General features: G+C 70.0%; 15 protein-coding genes and 1 riboswitch. Of the genes, 9 read left to right on the top strand and 6 right to left on the bottom strand.

Translation table 11 applies throughout. The features are described 5' to 3' along the window. Positions 1–201 precede the first annotated feature (201 nt). From OG841_RS19690 to OG841_RS19670, 5 genes are all read left to right on the top strand, one after another. A complete protein-coding gene (locus OG841_RS19690; protein WP_328640329.1) occupies positions 202–1539 on the top strand; it encodes an ABC transporter substrate-binding protein in 1338 nt (445 codons plus the stop codon). Next, positions 1536–2537 (top strand): carbohydrate ABC transporter permease, encoded by a 1002-nt coding sequence (locus OG841_RS19685; protein ID WP_371566301.1) that lies wholly within the window; start codon positions 1536–1538, stop codon positions 2535–2537. Before OG841_RS19690 ends, OG841_RS19685 begins: the two co-directional genes overlap by 4 nt. After that, a complete protein-coding gene (locus tag OG841_RS19680) occupies positions 2534–3412 on the top strand; it encodes a carbohydrate ABC transporter permease (protein WP_365118036.1) in 879 nt (292 codons plus the stop codon). Before OG841_RS19685 ends, OG841_RS19680 begins: the two co-directional genes overlap by 4 nt. A 31-nt stretch (positions 3413–3443) precedes the next feature. Beyond that, positions 3444–4472 (top strand): LacI family DNA-binding transcriptional regulator, encoded by a 1029-nt coding sequence (locus tag OG841_RS19675; protein ID WP_328640332.1) that lies wholly within the window; start codon positions 3444–3446, stop codon positions 4470–4472. 305 nt (positions 4473–4777) lie between these two features. Further along, positions 4778–5590 carry an HAD family hydrolase gene (locus OG841_RS19670; protein WP_328640333.1) on the top strand — a complete coding sequence of 271 codons (813 nt, stop codon included), beginning with the start codon at positions 4778–4780 and terminating at the stop codon, positions 5588–5590. On the opposite strand, the gene OG841_RS19665 is transcribed toward OG841_RS19670, so the two are convergent. The 3 genes from OG841_RS19665 to OG841_RS19655 all read right to left on the bottom strand — a co-directional run bounded on the left by OG841_RS19665 (position 5587) and on the right by OG841_RS19655 (position 10043). Continuing rightward, positions 5587–6069 carry a transglycosylase SLT domain-containing protein gene (locus tag OG841_RS19665; RefSeq protein WP_328640334.1) on the bottom strand — a complete coding sequence of 161 codons (483 nt, stop codon included), beginning with the start codon at positions 6067–6069 and terminating at the stop codon, positions 5587–5589. The genes OG841_RS19670 and OG841_RS19665 overlap by 4 nt on opposite strands. Before the next feature lie 3 nt (positions 6070–6072). Beyond that, a riboswitch (cyclic di-AMP (ydaO/yuaA leader) is annotated at positions 6073–6248 on the bottom strand. A 269-nt stretch (positions 6249–6517) separates the two neighbouring features. Beyond that, entirely contained in the window at positions 6518–8512 is a 1995-nt protein-coding gene (locus OG841_RS19660; RefSeq protein ID WP_328640335.1) for a CocE/NonD family hydrolase, read from the bottom strand. A gap of 19 nt (positions 8513–8531) precedes the next feature. Next, positions 8532–10043, bottom strand: a complete 1512-nt coding sequence (locus OG841_RS19655; protein ID WP_365118031.1) for a peptide MFS transporter — start codon at positions 10041–10043, stop codon at positions 8532–8534. 209 nt (positions 10044–10252) lie between these two features. On the opposite strand from OG841_RS19655, the gene OG841_RS19650 reads away from it, so the two are divergent. From OG841_RS19650 to OG841_RS19635, 4 genes are all read left to right on the top strand, one after another. Continuing rightward, a complete protein-coding gene (locus OG841_RS19650) occupies positions 10253–11263 on the top strand; it encodes a polyprenyl synthetase family protein (RefSeq protein WP_328640337.1) in 1011 nt (336 codons plus the stop codon). Between the two features lie 240 nt (positions 11264–11503). After that, positions 11504–12739: a LolA family protein gene (locus tag OG841_RS19645; RefSeq protein WP_328640338.1), complete on the top strand. Its 1236-nt coding sequence runs from the start codon at positions 11504–11506 to the stop codon at positions 12737–12739. A 32-nt stretch (positions 12740–12771) separates the two neighbouring features. After that, complete coding sequence (locus tag OG841_RS19640; RefSeq protein WP_328640339.1) at positions 12772–13758, top strand: ABC transporter ATP-binding protein; 987 nt, start codon at positions 12772–12774, stop codon at positions 13756–13758. Then, the gene (locus tag OG841_RS19635; RefSeq protein ID WP_328640340.1) at positions 13745–14629 is read left to right on the top strand and encodes an ABC transporter permease; all 885 of its coding nucleotides are present in this window, start codon (positions 13745–13747) and stop codon (positions 14627–14629) included. Before OG841_RS19640 ends, OG841_RS19635 begins: the two co-directional genes overlap by 14 nt. Here the strand turns inward: OG841_RS19635 and OG841_RS19630 are convergent. The 3 genes from OG841_RS19630 to OG841_RS19620 all read right to left on the bottom strand — a co-directional run bounded on the left by OG841_RS19630 (position 14619) and on the right by OG841_RS19620 (position 16057). Beyond that, positions 14619–15209 (bottom strand): flavodoxin family protein, encoded by a 591-nt coding sequence (locus OG841_RS19630; protein WP_328640341.1) that lies wholly within the window; start codon positions 15207–15209, stop codon positions 14619–14621. The two genes, OG841_RS19635 and OG841_RS19630, sit on opposite strands and share 11 nt — an antisense overlap. Positions 15210–15413: 204 nt before the next feature. Further along, positions 15414–15569 (bottom strand): hypothetical protein, encoded by a 156-nt coding sequence (locus tag OG841_RS19625; RefSeq protein WP_328640342.1) that lies wholly within the window; start codon positions 15567–15569, stop codon positions 15414–15416. Then, a complete protein-coding gene (locus tag OG841_RS19620; protein ID WP_328640343.1) occupies positions 15566–16057 on the bottom strand; it encodes a DUF6668 family protein in 492 nt (163 codons plus the stop codon). Before OG841_RS19620 ends, OG841_RS19625 begins: the two co-directional genes overlap by 4 nt.

The raw sequence follows: 16057 nt of genomic DNA, 5'->3' as shown, positions 1-16057 counted from the left end.
GCCCCTGTCATCGGCGAGCAACAAGTAGGTAACCCCACGCACCCGCCATTGACAAGGGGCCGAAACAATTCTCTACTGTGCACGATCACAGAGCCGCGCGGCCCTCGCGCACAGCCTCTCGGTCACGTCCGCAGAACCTCCCCCCACGGCGGTTGCCGCGTACGCGGGACGTGCGGGACGGCTGGTTCCAAGTCAGGGGAGATGAAGATGTCGATCAACCGCCGCCAGATCAGCAGGCGCAGCATCCTTGCCGGGGCCGCAGCCCTCGGCCTCACGAGCACCCTCGCCGCCTGCGGCGGTTCCGACGACAAGGACTCCGGCGGGAGCGGCGGGCCGGTCAAGCTGACCTACTGGTCGTGGGCTCCGAACATGGAGAAGGTCGCCGCGATCTGGAACAAGAAGAACCCGGACATCACGGTGACCGTGTCCAAGCAGGCCAGCGGCGGCGAGATCGTCTCCAAGCTGATCACCGCGAAGAAGGCCGGCAACGCCCCCGACCTCATCCAGGTCGAGTACCAGTCCCTGCCGACCCTGGTCTCCAACGACGTCCTGGCCGACATCACCAAGTACGCGGGCGACACCAAGTCGGACTTCGCCGAGGGTCTTTGGGGCATGGTCACCCTCGGCACGGACGCGCTCTACGCGATCCCGCAGGACGCCGGGCCGCTGATGTTCTACTACCGCGAGGACCTCTTCAAGAAGCACGGCCTGGCCGTCCCGAAGACCTGGACAGAGTTCGCCGAGACCGCCCGCGCCGCCAAGAAGGCCGTCCCGGACGCCTACTTGACCACGTTCTCCTCCAACGACCCCGGTCTGTTCGCGGGCCTCGCCCAGCAGGCCGGCGGCAAGTGGTGGACCGTCGACTCGGCCGGCAAGTGGACCGTCGGCATCGACGACGCCGCCACCAAGCAGGTCGCCGAGTTCTGGGGCGGGCTCGTGCAGGAGGGCGTCATCGACAACCAGCCGATGTACACCCCGGCCTGGAACAACGCCCTCAACAAGGGCACCCACCTGGCCTGGGTCTCCGCCGTCTGGGCGCCCGGTGTGCTGGTCTCCTCCGCCCCCGACACCAAGGGCAAGTGGCGCATGGCACCGCTGCCGCAGTGGAAGTCCGGCGAGAACGTCACCGGCAGCTGGGGCGGTTCCTCCACCGGCGTCTCCACCGACTCCCAGCACGCCGAGGCCGCCGCCAAGTTCGCCACCTGGCTCAACACCGACCCGGAGGCGCTGGCCGCCCTGGTCAAGGAGGTCGCGATCTACCCGGCCGCCACGAAGGGCCAGTCCGGGAACGTCCTGACCACGCCGGAGTTCTTCTCGAACCAGGCGGACTTCTACACCACCGCCGGTGAGATCGCCGCGACCACCGCCGCCGCGGCCTGGGGCCCCAACGTCAACACGGCCTACACCACCTTCCAGGACGCGTTCGGCAAGGCCACCAAGGCGAAGAAGGAGTCCCAGTTCGACTCCGCCCTCGCCACCGTGCAGTCGAAGACCTTCGGCGACATGAAGAAGCAGGGCTTCGAGGTGACCGAGGCATGACCAGCGCTCCGCTCCAGGGCTCCGACCTCATCGAGGTCGGGCCCTTGGCGGACGGCACCGGCACCGCCCAGTCCGTCCGCCCCAGCCGCCCCCGCCCCCGCCGCCGTGGCCGCAGCGCACCGTACTGGTTCCTGGTGCCCACCCTGACCCTCTTCGCCGCCTTCACCGTGGTGCCCATCGGGTACGCGATCTGGCTGAGCCTGCACAAGGTCCAGGTCAAGGGCATCGGCCTCGGCAAGGGTGCCCGCGCACAGGTCTGGAACGGCATCGGCAACTACACCGACGTCCTCAAGGACTCCGAGTTCGGCCACAGCGTCCTGCGCGCCTTCGGCTACGGCCTCATCGTCATCCCGACCATGCTGGGGCTCGCGCTGCTGTTCGCGCTGATGCTGGACACACCCAAGGCGCGCAGCGCGCCCTTCGCCCGTTTGATGATCTTCCTGCCGTACGCGGTGCCGGGCATCATCGCCGCCCTCATGTGGGGCTTCCTGTACCTGCCGGACGTCAGCCCCTTCTCCTACCTGCTGGACAAGTTCGGCCTTCCGCAGCCCGACCTGTTCGACGGCGGCAACCTCTATCTCTCCTTCGCGAACATCGCGGTCTGGGGCGGCACCGGCTTCAACATGATCGTCATCTACACCGCACTCAGGGCCATCCCGCCGGAGATCTACGAGGCGGCCAGGATCGACGGCGCGACCGACCTGGGCATCGCCCTGAAGATCAAGATCCCGATCGTGATGCCCTCCCTGGTGCTCACCTTCTTCTTCTCGGTGATCGCCACCCTCCAGGTCTTCACCGAGCCGATGGCCCTCAAGCCGCTCACCAACGGCCTGCCCAGCTCGTGGAGCCCCCTGATGGCCATCTACGACAAGGCCTTCCTCCAGTCCGACATCTACGGCGCCTCCGCCACCGCGGTCGTCCTGGCCCTGGCCACGTTCGTCCTCTCCTTCACCCTGCTGCGCATCTCCGACCGCTACACCCGGGAGGACCGGGCATGACCCCCCTCACCCTCACCGCCGACACCACCGGCAGGGCCGCCACAGCACGGCGCACCGCCTGGGTGCCCACGATCGTCCTGATCCTCGGCGCCCTGTACTGCCTGATCCCCATCGCCTGGGTGGTCATCGCGGCGACCAAGGACCGGTCGGAGCTCTTCTCCACCTTCACCTTCGCCCCCGGCAGCGGCTTCCTCCAGAACCTGAGCGACCTGACGGACTACCGCGACGGCATCTTCTGGAGGTGGATGGCCAACTCGGCCTTCTACGCCGGTTTCGGCGCCCTGCTCTCGGCCGCGGTCTCCGCCGCCGGCGGCTACGCGCTCGGCCGGTTCGCCTTCCGGGGCCGTGAGGCCATCTTCAAGATGATCCTGGCCGGCGTCCTGGTGCCGTCCGTCGTGCTGGCCGTACCGCAGTACCTGCTGCTGTCGAAGCTGGGCATGGCCGACTCGTACTGGTCGATGCTGCTGCCGTCGATCCTCTCGCCGTACGGCGTCTACCTGGTCCGCATCTACGCGGCCGCCTCGGTGCCCGCCGAGCTGATGGAGGCGGCCCGCATGGACGGCGCGAGCGAGTGGAGGATCTTCTCGAGGATCGCCGTACCGATGATGATGCCGGGCCTGATCACGGTGTTCCTCTTTCAGTTCGTCGGCATCTGGAACAACTTCCTGCTGCCCTACGTGATGCTCGCCGACGACGAGAAGTTCCCGATCACCCTCGGCCTCTACACGCTGCTCGCACAGGGCGCCTCGCAGCCGGCCCTCTACACCCTGGTCATCACCGGCTGTCTGCTCGCGATCCTCCCGCTGATCGGGCTCTTCCTGGTGATCCAGCGGTTCTGGTCCCTGGACCTGCTCAGCGGCTCGGTCAAGGCCTGAGGCCCCCGACCCACTTTCACGAACGAGGAACATGACCACCAGCGCGAACGGACGCCGAAGGCCCCCGACCATCCACGACGTGGCCCGGGAGGCGGGCGTCTCGCGGGGCACCGTCTCCCGCTTCCTGAACGGCGGCCACTACGTCTCGCCCGCCGCCCGGCGGGCCGTGGAGGCCGCCATCAGGAAGACCGGTTACGTGGTCAACCGGCATGCGCGCAGCCTCAGTACCGGCCGGTCGGACTCGGTGGCGTTCCTGCTGACGGAACCCCAGGAGAAGTTCTTCGAGGACCCCAACTTCAACGTCCTGCTGCGGGGTTGCACCGAGCGGCTCGCCCAGCACGACATCCCGCTGCTGCTGATGCTGGCCGAGAGCGACGACGACCGGCGCCGGCTGACCCGGTACATCACTTCGGGTCACGTCGACGGCGTGCTGCTGCTCTCCAACCACAGCGGTGACCCGGTCGCCGCCGAACTCCACGACGCCGGGATCCCGTTGGTGGTGTGCGGCAAGCCGATAGGGCTCGGTTCCAAGGTGAGCTACGTGGCGGCCGCCGACCGCGAGGGCGCGCAGGAGATGGTCCGCCATCTGCTCACGGGGGGCCGGCGCCGCGTCGGCATGGTCACCGGGCCGCTGGACATGCCGGGCGGCCCCGACCGGCTGGCCGGCTACCGGGACGTGCTCGCCGAGGCGGGCCTGCCCTACGACCCGGCGCTCGTGGTCGAGGGCGACTTCCGGCGCAGCGGCGGCGAACGGGCGGCCCGCCGCCTGCTGGCACAGGCCCCCGACATGGACGCCGTCTTCGTCGCCTCCGACCTCATGGCCCTGGGTGTCGTCAACGTCCTTCAGCAGGCAGGGCGTTCGGTCCCGGGTGACATCACCGTCGGCGGCTTCGACGACTCACCCGCGGCCACCGCCATCGATCCCGCCCTCACCACCATGCGCCAGCCCTTCGACCGCATCAGCGCCGAGATGGTCCGCATGCTCCTCGCCCAGATCGCCGGCGAGGACACGGCCGGGGTGATCCTCCCGACGGAACTGGTGCTCCGGGACTCGGCGTAGCGCTCCGCCGAGGCGCGGTGCGATGACGGGCCCGCACGACGCAGGCGGGCGCACGGCAACGCATGGTGACGCGGCGCACGGAGGCCTGGCCGTTCCGCACCGCCCCCCGGCCGGCCGCCGCGTCAACAGGGCGGAGCCGCACGGGACATGCCCCGACCGGCCGTGCCCGGTCTCCTGGCGCATGCCGGTGGGGCCGTCCCGTGCCGCCGTACCGCCGGAACCGGAACTGCGGTCAACGGATGTGAAAGCAGCAGCCGTCCGGTTCGCGTCGAGTCGCAGGGGCCAACCATCCGTATTCTCTGATCATGGCCGCCTCCCCCGCATATGCACTGATCGCCACCGACCTGGACGGCACGCTGCTCCGCGCCGACGACACCCTCTCCGACCGGTCGTTGGCCGCCCTCGCGCGGGTGGCCGCGGGTGGGGCCCGGCATCTCGTCGTGACGGGACGGCCGGCGCCCAGAGTGCGGCCGCTCCTCGACGTCCTGGGCAGCACGGGGCTCGCGGTGTGCGGGCAGGGCGCGCAGGTGTATGACGCCGGCGCGGACCGTCTGCTGTGGTCGGTGACCCTGGACCGGGAACTGGCCGAGACCGCGCTGGAGAAGATCGAGGCCGAGGTCGGCCAGGTGTACGCGGCCGTCGACCAGGACGGTGTCGACGGGCTCACCCTCATCGAGCCGGGCTATCTGATGCCCCATCCGACCCTGCCGGCCGTGCGGGTCGGCCGGCGCGACGACCTGTGGTGCGAGCCGATCAGCAAGGTGCTGCTGCGCCATCCCTACCTGTCCGACGACGAGTTGGCGGTCACGGCACGTTCGGTGGTGGGCTCACTGGCCACGGTCACCATGTCGGGGCCCGGGACCGTCGAACTCCAGCCATGCGGCATCACCAAGGCGACGGGCCTCGCGCTGGCCGCCGAACACCTGGGCCTGGGGCCCGGGATGACGATCGCCTTCGGGGACATGCCCAACGACATTCCCATGTTCGACTGGGCGGCCCACGGCGTCGCGATGGCCAACGCCCACCCCGAACTCAGGGCCGTGGCCGACGAGGTGACCCTGTCGAACGAGGACGACGGCATCGCCGTCGTCCTCGAAAGACTGTTTCCCGAGGCCTAGTAGGCGCCCCAGACATTGTCGATGGACCCGTACCGCTGGGCCGCGTAGTTGCAGGCCGCGGTGATGTTCGCGACCGGGTCGTACGGGTCCCACGACGTGTTGGCCACGTGGTAGGCGTTGAAGGTCGGGTCGATCACCTGGAGCAGGCCCTTGGAGGGGGTACCGGCGGCCGCGTTGGAGTCCCAGTTGTTGATGGCCCAGGGGTTGCCGGAGGACTCACGGATGACGTTGCGGTAGATGCCGTCGTAGGAGCCGGGAATCCCGTGCTCCGCCATGACGGCGAGGGAGGCGCGGATCCAGCCGTCCAGGGTGTCGGGGTAGCCGAGCGTGGCCGCGGTCTGCACGGTCGGGGTGGCCGCGGACGCGCTGGTCGCGCCGATGAGGGGGAGCGCGAGTACGGCGGCTCCGGTGCCGACGACGGCGAGCTTGCGGACGAGACGGCTGGTACGGGTGCGTCGGTGCTGAGCGGCAGCAGACATGGCGAAGTTCCTCTCCGGCGCCTGCGAGGTGAGCTGTCGGGTTCGGGCTGGAGTTGCCCGGCCACGCCTACGAAAGGCATGACTTCACCCCGAGCCGTACCGGTATGTCCGAAGACGCCCGGTCCGGCGGCTTACCTGGGTCCCCCGCTCCTGCCCTGGTTTCTCGGTGGGTGTACGGGCGGTGGCAGGATTCGGCGTCCGCCCGACAGGCCGGGAACGTATGCGAGAGCACATGTCCGGAACAAGTGGCGAATTCACATGCGATGCCTATTGACCTTGGTAGGAGGCATTTGGGGCACTTGATCCTTTGCGGTCGCCAAGCCTCAACTGGGGTGTCGGCAAAGGCGGATCGGCAGATTCCGGATCGGCGCCCGTTCCCCTGTCCGCGTGGGCCAAGTCACAGCGGAGCGCAAGAGGGGTAAAACGGTCAAGAGTGCTCAACTCGTGGTCAACCGGCCGTCCGTGGGATCCGCTTCTCCCACGTCCGGTGGAAGACCACCTCACCGCCGTCGGTGCAGACGACCTCGTTCGAGGCGTGGAAGTCCGTCCCGTCGCAGGTGATCTCCGAGCGGGTCCGGACGGTCGCCTCCCAGGCGAGCTCCGGGCGGTGCAGCCGGATCGACCAGTCCGAGCGGGTGCGGGCGGACAGCGGGTCGTTCTCGTCGATCGTGTACGTCTCCAGCGCGTCCTCGGTGAACTCCAGGCCGTCGGGGTACACGCGCGTGCCGCCGTACCGCGGGTCGACCTCAAGACGCCACTCACCCTTGGCCACGTCACGGACGACCAGGCGCTCGGGGCGCGGCTCGTCGAAGGTCGCGGGGTGGCTCACGCCGAGCGGCTCGGACTGCTCCGGCTCCTCGAACGCGATGTCCGAGGAGGCTTCACGCGCGCGTACCGGCAGCTCGAGGAAGCTCCCCGCCGGCTCCAGCGTGAATCCCGCCTGCGACCCGGGCTGCGGCCAGATCCACGGCCAGTACGCCGAGGAAACGGCGAGCCTGATGCGGTGGCCGGGCGGGAAGGCGTGCCCGATGCCGTTCAGTTCGAAGCTCACCTCCTGCGTCGCGCCCGGCTCCCAGGGCACCGCCCGGTCCCGCCCATGGCGTGCCGAGAGGTTCAGCACGCCCCGCGTGACCAGGGTCGACGACCCGTCCGCGGCGACGTCGCACAGTCGCGCGACGACCTGTCCGCGCGACACCTCCGAGGTCACCCTGAGCCGCACCCGCGGCCGCCCGAGCACCCACGTCTCCTCACCCACCGCGAACTCGAAGCAGGCCGAACGCGCGTCCTCCTCCCGCTGGTCCGGCGGCAGATCGGCGTCGTTCCCGAACGGGAAGAAACGGCCGGCGTCCACACCCGTGTGCTGCGGGGAGCGGACCAGGACGGCAGGGCCCTGGAGGCCGTACGACACCGTCGTCACGTTCGGGGAAGGCCACGTCGGCTCGCCGACCCAGCGCCCGGGCAGGGTGTCGTAGACCGTGGCCGGGGGGTGGGAGTCGCTCACGTAGGCCCTCAGGAGCGGTTCCCGCATGATGCCGGTGTCGACGCCCTTCAGGTGCTGGTCCCACCAGCGCAGGGTCTCCTGGAGGAAGCCGATCGCCGGGCCGGGCGGCAGGCCGCGGTCCGGGTACTGGTGGGACCACGGACCGATGAGCCCCCGCACGCGCTCGGCGGGCAGGTGCTCGACGAGTCTGAGGACCGTGTCGCGGTACGGGTCGTGCCAGCCGCCCACCGCGAGGACGGCCGCGTCGATCGCGCCGTAGTCCTCGCAGACGCTGCCGTGGCGCCAGTAGGCGTCGCGCGTCTGGTGGTCGAGCCAGGTGTGGAGGAACGGGTCGACCTGTTCGAGCCGCCCCAGCCACATGTCCCGCCATCCGTCGCCGACATGGAGCGGATCCGGCGGCCGGGAGACGAAGGCGAGCATCGTCGCCGCCCAGGCGTGCATGTCCACCGCGAGGACGGAACCACCCATGTAGTGCACGTCGTTGTCATAGCGGTCGTCGGTGGAGCAGACCGTGACGACCGCCTTGAGCGGCTCGGGTGCGAGGGCCGCGATCTGGAGGGAGTTGAAGCCGCCCCAGGAGATGCCGAACATGCCGACCCTGCCGTCGCACCAGGGCTGCGCGGCCAGCCAGTTGACGACCTCGACGCCGTCGGCGAGCTCGGTCGCGGAGTACTCGTCACCCGGCACGCCCTCGCTGTTGCCGTGCCCGCGCACGTCGACGCGCACGGAGGCGTAGCCGTGGCCCGCGTACCAGGGGTGGCGCTGCCAGTCGCGGGGAGCGGTCCAGTCGGTGAGGCGATAGGGCAGGTATTCGAGGATCGCGGGTACCGGTTCGGGGGTGAGGGGTCGCCACACGCGTGCGTACAGGAGCGTCCCGTCCGGCAGCGGGATACGGACGTCGTCGTGGGTCGTCTCGTAGGGGAAGGACGTACGGATGTGCATCGGTGGGGTCCCGTCGGTTTCAGTGCACCGGGTGCATGGTGCGGCGCAGCCAGGGTGCGGCGGCCATCACCGCGAGGCCCGCGGCCACCGCGATCGCGCCGTTGACGCCGAAGTAGGCCGGGTGCGAGACGTCGTCGTAGAGCTTCACCGTCTGGGCCTGGATGCCGTTCGCCAGGGCGAGCGACAGGAACCACAGGGACATGGTCTGGCCGGCGAAGGCCACCGGGGCGAGCTTGGTGGTGGCCGACATCCCGGAGGTCTCCAGGAGGATGTCGCCGAGGCCCAGCAGGAAGTAGGACCCGACGATCCACCAGGCGGACATCAGGTAGTCGTCGCTGCCGTTTCCGCTGGTCGGCACCACCATCAGCAGGAACGACAGGCCGCCGAGGACCACTCCGGCGGCGATCTTGTGGGACGCGTGCGGCTGGCGGTGGCCCATGCGCACCCACAGGGCGGCGACCACGGGCGCGAGCCCCACCTCGAAGGCGCCCAGCGCGGAGGCGTACCAGCTCGCCGGGAAGTCGAAGCCGAGGATCGTCGTCCCGGCGTTCGTGGAGGCGAGGAGCATCATCGTCGAATACGCCTGGAACAGGATGAAGTTGAAGACCGTCGAGGCGAGGAAGAGCACGATGTACGGCCGCAGACGGCCGCGTTCCTCCGGCGTGACCCGCGGGCTGCCGAACATCACCGCGAAGTAGACGACCGGGGCGACCACCGAGACGAGGGTGAGCAGGTCGACGAAGCGGTCCATGGTGAGCAGGCCGGCGAGCGCCAGACCGGTGGCGATCACCGCCGCGGCGACGATCCCCGCGACGATCAGCCGCAACGCCCGCCTCATCGCCCCGGGCGCGAGCGCGAACTCGGCGGCGGCCCTGCGGCCGGCCAGGTGGCGGCGGCCCAGGACGTACTGGATCAGGCCGAAGGTCATGCCGATCGCAGCCGCCGAGAAGCCCCAGTGCCAGCCCTTGTGCTCGCCGAGCCAGCCGGTGATGAGCGGGCCCGCGAAGGCGCCGATGTTGATCGCCATGTAGTACAGCGCGAAACCCGCGTCCCGGCGGTCGTCGTCCGTGGCGTAGAGCTTGCCGACCATGGTGGCCGCGTTGGGCTTCAGGAGCCCGGTGCCGGCGCTGATGAGGCCGAGGCCCACCCAGGTCATGGTGCCGGTCGGGACGGCCATGGCGTAGTGGCCGCAGGCGATCAGGACGCCGCCCCACAGCACGGCGCGGTACGAGCCGAGGATGCGGTCGGCGAGCCAGCCGCCCGCGACGGAGACCAGGTAGACGAGAGTGCCGTAGGCCGCGGAGACGGACGCGGCGGTTCCGGCCGACATGCCCAGACCGCCGTGTGCGAGCGTGTCGGCGAAGTACAGGACGAGGATGGCCTGCATGCCGAGGAACGAGAAGCGCTCCCAGACCTCCAGACCGGAGAGGGTCAGCAGGCCTTTGGGCTGGCCGAAGAACGCGGTGTCGTCCGCGGGGGAGGGTTTGCCGCCGGGTTCTTCGGGCTCGATCTCGACTTCGGTTCGGGACACGGGCGGCTACTTCCCTACAAGTCGATAGATATCCGTCCTTTTAAGGTGATCAAAAACATACCGGTCGTGATCCGATACCGCCTGGCATGGACGGGGCGGGCGCTATCGGTGATCCAAAGATGACCGGATACGCTGACTTGAGTGATGGCAGCGACCTATCGACATTCCGTATAACCGCCAGTGGGACACCAGCAGACAGGAGACCCCTCGTGACCGTCGTCGGGCCGTTCGGGCTGAGCGTGCGGGACCAGGCTCTGGAAGCCGATGTCCAGGCCGGAATGGCGGCTGTCGAGGAGGGATTGCTCGAGGCCACCAAGAGTGAGGTTCCCTTCATCACGGAGGCCGCCCAGCATCTGGTGCGCGCGGGTGGAAAGCGGTTCCGTCCGCTCCTCGTGATGCTCGCTGCCCAGTTCGGGGATCCCTATGCGCCGGGCGTGGTGCCGTCGGCCGTGGTGGTGGAGCTGACCCACCTCGCGACGCTGTACCACGACGACGTCATGGACGAGGCCGAGGTCCGGCGGGGCGTCGACAGCGCCAACACCCGCTGGGGCAACTCGGTGGCCGTGCTGACCGGCGACTTCCTGTTCGCCCGCGCCTCGCACATCCTGGCCGACCTCGGGCCCGAGGCCGTCCGGGTGCAGGCGGAGGCGTTCGAACGCCTGGTCACCGGCCAGATCCTGGAGACGGCCGGGCCGCAGGACGGCCGGGACCCGGTCGAGCACTACCTCGACGTGCTCGGCGGCAAGACGGGCTCGCTGGTCGCGGTCTCGTGCCGCTTCGGGGCGATGATGTCCGGTGCCGACGAGACCGTCGTGGACGTCCTCACCCAGTACGGCGAGCGTCTCGGCGTCGCCTTCCAGCTCGCCGACGACGTCCTGGACATCGCCTCCGACTCCCACGAGTCCGGCAAGACGCCGGGCACCGACCTGCGCGAGGGCATCCCCACGATGCCGGTGCTGCGGCTGCGCGAGCGGGCCGCCCGCCTCGGTCTGGCCGACGACATCGCCCTGTGCGAGCTGCTCGACTCCGACCTCACCGACGACGCCCGGCACGCGGAGGCGCTGGCCGCCCTGCGGACGCACCCCGCGCTGGAGCAGGCCCGCAAGGACACCGTGCGCTACGCCGAGGACGCGCGCGCGGCGCTGGCCCCGCTGCGGGAGTGCGATGCGAAGGCGTCCCTGATGGAGCTGTGCGACGCGGTGGTGCATCGCGCGGGCTAGGGCCTCCTTGACAGGTCGGCAGACGGGCGCCCCCTACGGGTAGTAGGGGGCGCCCGCATGTCGTGTCATACCCCAGGTGTACACGGAGTTGGCCCCGAGGGCTGACGCATGCTCATGGCCGATTTGGTCAGATGGACATCACAGAAAACACCACTCCTCACCGATTCGGGTGAGAATGGCGGCTACAGAGTGGACGCACGGGAGTTGACAGCCGCCGCCGACGACGGAGGTAAGGCACACATGGCACCGTACGAATCCGACGACAACGCGACCGCCGCGGACGCCGAAGAGCTGCGCTCCGCGCGCCGCCGCAAGGCCGCGCGATACGTCGTGCCGGCCACGGTGGTGGGCATCGCCGCGGCGACCATCGGGCTCGTCCCGGCGCTCGCCGACTCCGGCGACCCCGACCTGCCGAAGATCAGCGCACAGGAACTCATCGAGAAGATCGCCGCATCGGACGTACAGCAGCTGTCCGGCACGGTGAAGATCACCACGGATCTGGGGCTGCCGGACCTCGGCGGCCTGGAGAACTCGCTCGGCTCCGCCGCCGGGCCCTCCGGCTCGGGCGACGGCTCGTCCGCCGATCCCTCCACCAAACTCACCGAGCTCGCCTCCGGCACGCACACGCTGCGTGTCGCGGCCGACGGTGAGAACCGGCAGAAGGTCTCGCTGCTGGAGAACGCGGCCGAGTACAGCCTCATCCACAACGGCAAGGACGTCTGGGGCTACGACAGCAAGTCCAACTCGGTCTTCCACACCACGGCCTCCGAGAGCGACGGGAAGCAGAAGGAAGAGCTCCCGGCCACGCCCAAGGACCTCGCCGAGGAGGCTCTCAATGCCGCCGACAAGACCACGTCGGTGACGGTGGACGGCAGCGCGCAGGTCGCGGGGCGGGACGCCTACCGGCTCGTCATCAAGCCCAAGGACGAAGGGTCGACGGTCGGCCAGATCACCGTGGCGGTGGACGCGAAGACCGGGCTGCCGCTGAAGTTCACGCTGACGCCGGCGAGCGGCGGTTCCGCCGTCGTGGACGCGGGCTTCACCCAGGTCAGCTTCGCCAAGCCGGCCGCCTCGACCTTCGACTTCACCCCGCCGAAGGGCGCGAAGGTCGAGGAGGGGGACGCCGCGAAGGCGCCCGAGCGCTCCGAGCACTCCGAGCGTTCCGAGGGCTTCGGCAAGGGTTCGGCCCACGAGCCCGGCAAGGGCGGCCCCGAGGGTCTGAACGTCATCGGGGACGGCTGGGACTCCATCGCCACCTTCGACACCGGCGGCCAGGGCGTCCCGTCCGGCTCCGACGTCGGCGGTGACGTCGGCGGCTTCCTGGACTCGCTCGGCGACAAGGTCTCCGGCACGTTCGGCGAGGGCACCGTCTTCAAGACCCGCCTGATCAACGCCCTGATCACGGACGACGGCAAGGTCTACGTCGGCGCGGTCACCAAGGACGCGCTGGTGAAGGCGGCCGACGCGGCGAAGTAGGACGCGCACGGCACGACGAATCGAGGGAGCCGATGGACCAGCCGTCCGCCACGGAGCCGGATCCGGAGGGGGCGCGCGGGGGCGCGGGTGACGGCGTCATCCACACCCGTGCCCTCACCAAGCGCTACCGCGGCGGACAGCTCGCCGTGGACGGTCTCGACCTGACCGTCCCGGCGGGCAGCGTCTTCGGCTTCCTCGGCCCGAACGGCTCCGGCAAGACCACCACCATCCGCATGCTGATGGGCCTCATCGAACCGACCTCCGGCTCGGCGCGCGTCCTGGGCCACCCCATGCCACGCGCCTCGCGGACCGTCCTCCCGCACGTCGGCGCGCTCATCGAGGGCCCGGCCCTCTACGGCTTCCTCTCCGGCCGCGACAACCTCGTCCGCTACGACGCCGCGGACCCGACCGCCGACCCCCGCACCCGGGGCACCCGCGTGGCGGCGGCCCTGGACCGAGTGGGCCTGGCGGCCGCCGCCGGCAAGAAGGCGAAGGCCTACTCGCTGGGCATGAAACAGCGCCTCGGCCTGGCGGCGGCCCTGCTCCAGCCCCGCAGACTCCTGGTCCTGGACGAACCGACCAACGGCCTGGACCCGCAGGGCATGCGCGAGATCCGTTCCCTGGTGAGGGAGCTGGCCTCGGACGGCACCACCGTCTTCCTCTCCTCCCACCTCCTCGACGAGATCGAACAGGTCTGCACCCACGCAGCGGTGATGGCCCAGGGCCGCCTGATCACCCAGGGTTCGGTGAGCGACCTGGCGGGTGGGTCGAGGGGCAGGCTCGTGGTCACGACACCGGACACGGCGGACGCGGCGCGGGTGCTGAAGGAACAGGGGGTCGGTGACGTGGTCATCGACGAGGACCGGGTGACGTCCGACCCTCCGGAAGGCGAACCGGCCGTCATCAACGCCGCGTTGGTGACGGCGGGGGTGCGGGTCCGGGGCTTCGGTGTCGAACGAGCCTCCCTCGAGGATGCCTTCGTAGCGCTGACGGGGGAGGGCTTCGATGTCGCAGGTTGAGGCAGGGGCTTTTCCTCCGCAACCGGCCCGTAGCCGCCGTACGACCTTCCGGGCCACCCTCTTCCGCAACGAACTGCTCACGACCTTCCGCCGCTGGCGAACCCTCGCCCTCCTCGCCGTACTCGCGGCGGTACCGATCCTCGTGGGCATCGCGGTGAAGATCGAAACCGGTGACGACGGCTCGGCCGGCGGTGGAGGCGGCCCCGCCTTCATCTCGCAGATCACGAACAACGGCCTCTTCCTGGTCTTCACCGCCCTCGCCGCGACCCTCCCCTTCTTCCTCCCGATGTCGATCGGCGTCATCGCGGGCGACGCGATCGCGGGCGAGGCCAACGCCGGCACCCTGCGCTATCTCCTGGTCGCCCCGGCGGGCCGCACCCGTCTGCTCCTCACCAAGTACACGACCGTGATGGCCTTCTGCCTGGTCGCCACCCTCGTGGTCGCGCTCTCGGCGCTGGCCGTAGGGGCCATCCTCTTCCCGCTCGGGGACCTGACGACGATCTCCGGCACCCGGATCACCTTCGCCGAGGGCCTGGGAAGAGCCCTGCTGATCGCCCTGGTGGTGGCCGCGTCACTGACCGGGGTGGCGGCACTGGGCCTGTTCATCTCGACGCTCACCAACAGCGGCATCGCGGCGATGGCCACGACGGTCGGCCTGCTGATCACGGTCCAGATCCTCGACCAGATCCCCCAGCTGCACGCGCTGCAGCCGTACTTCTTCTCCCACTACTGGCTGTCCTTCGCCGACCTCATGCGCGAACCGGTCTACTGGGACGACCTGGTGAAGAACCTCGGCCTGCAGGCCCTGTACGCGGCCGTGTTCGGCTCGGCGGCGTGGGCGAGGTTCATGGCGAAGGACATCACGGCGTGAGCTGGTCATAGGGGAAGCGCGCGAGCGGCGCCTCCTGCTCGAAGAACGTCTTCGCGCGGGCGAGGGCCTCGGTGTCGCTCAGCACGTCACCGGGCTTGCTGCCGTTGCCGAGTAGCACCCCGCCGAAGCGCATGCCCATGTACGCGGCCGAGTTGTTGAGGGTGCCGACCAGCGGGTCGGCGACCTCGGACTCCTCGTGGGCCAGCGCGGTGACCCCCCACAGCGTGCGCCCCGCCATGGTCGCCTTGAACTCGACGCCCGGTGTGCGCAGCCAGCCCGACCAGTGGTCCAGGTAGCGCTTGACGTGGGCGGAGAGCGAGTACCAGTACAGCGGGGAAGCGATCACGATGTCCGTCGCCGCGAGCGTCGCATCGAACAGCAGCGCCGTGTTGCCGATCGTCGGACGCACGTGGTCGGTGTCGTGGCGGAGGTCCTCGAAGTCGGGCAACGGATGCTCCGTGAGGTCGATCCACTGCTGCTCGACATCAGGGGGCAGTTGCTCGGCGGCCCGGCGGGCCAGCAGTTCGGTGTTGCCGTCGCTGCGGCTGCTGCCGAGCACGAACAGGAAACGGCGTGTCATGGAGATCCCTCGGGTGATCGGCGGTGAGCGGCGTCGCGTACGGTAAATACTCGCACATGCATTATATGCGTGCGCAATTATCTGTCCAGGGGTGCCCTCAGACGTACGCCTGTGCCGCCCGCGCCACCTCCAGCAGAGCGGCGGCCGCTCACCCCCGTCGACGCGGAGGGCGACCTCGCGTGCCCGCCGCGGCCCCTCCTCCTCTCACACCTCGGCGAACGCGCACAGCTCCGGATCCACCCGCCGGATCCGTTCCAGGGCGGAGGTGACGACGTCGACGGCCCGCAGCGAGCGCGCACGTACCGCTGAAGCGATGTCCCGGGCGGACAGGGAAGCCAGGTCGGAGTCCTCGGCCGTCACGGGGCGGCGGCCCGGGTGAGCCGGGCCAGCGCCTCGGTTCCGCGAGGCGGGCTTCCGTTCAGGTCACCGAGGCGCCACGCGGGGACCCAGGGCACGCGGTACACGTCCACCGTGGACTCGATCTCCTTGAGCCGCTGGGCGAGCGGGCGCGGGAGCCGGCCCGGGGCGTCCGCGACGAGGACGACGGCGTCGAGGTCGAGCCCGGGTGGGTGTTCCCCGCGCCGGAAGAGTTCCAGGCCGCGGAGGGCGGCGAGCAGACCCGCGGCGTGCGTACGGGCGACGAGCAGGACGGAGGTCGGCGCACCGGGGCCCGGCCAGTCACGTCCGCTGTCGTGGCCGCCGTAGACGGCGGCCAGGGTGGAGACGCCGGCGCCGCCGTGCGTGCCGACCCACGCGAACCGCCTCCCGGGCGGGGCCACCGGCCCGCGGATCCAGATCTCCGGCCCCTGCTGCACGCTCTCCACCTCTCGCCGTACGTCGGTCCGCAT

Source organism: Streptomyces canus, assembly GCF_041435015.1.
Lineage (GTDB): Bacteria > Actinomycetota > Actinomycetes > Streptomycetales > Streptomycetaceae > Streptomyces > Streptomyces canus_G.
Note: the sequence above shows the minus strand (reverse complement) of the source record. Positions and strands in the feature narration are given on the sequence as shown.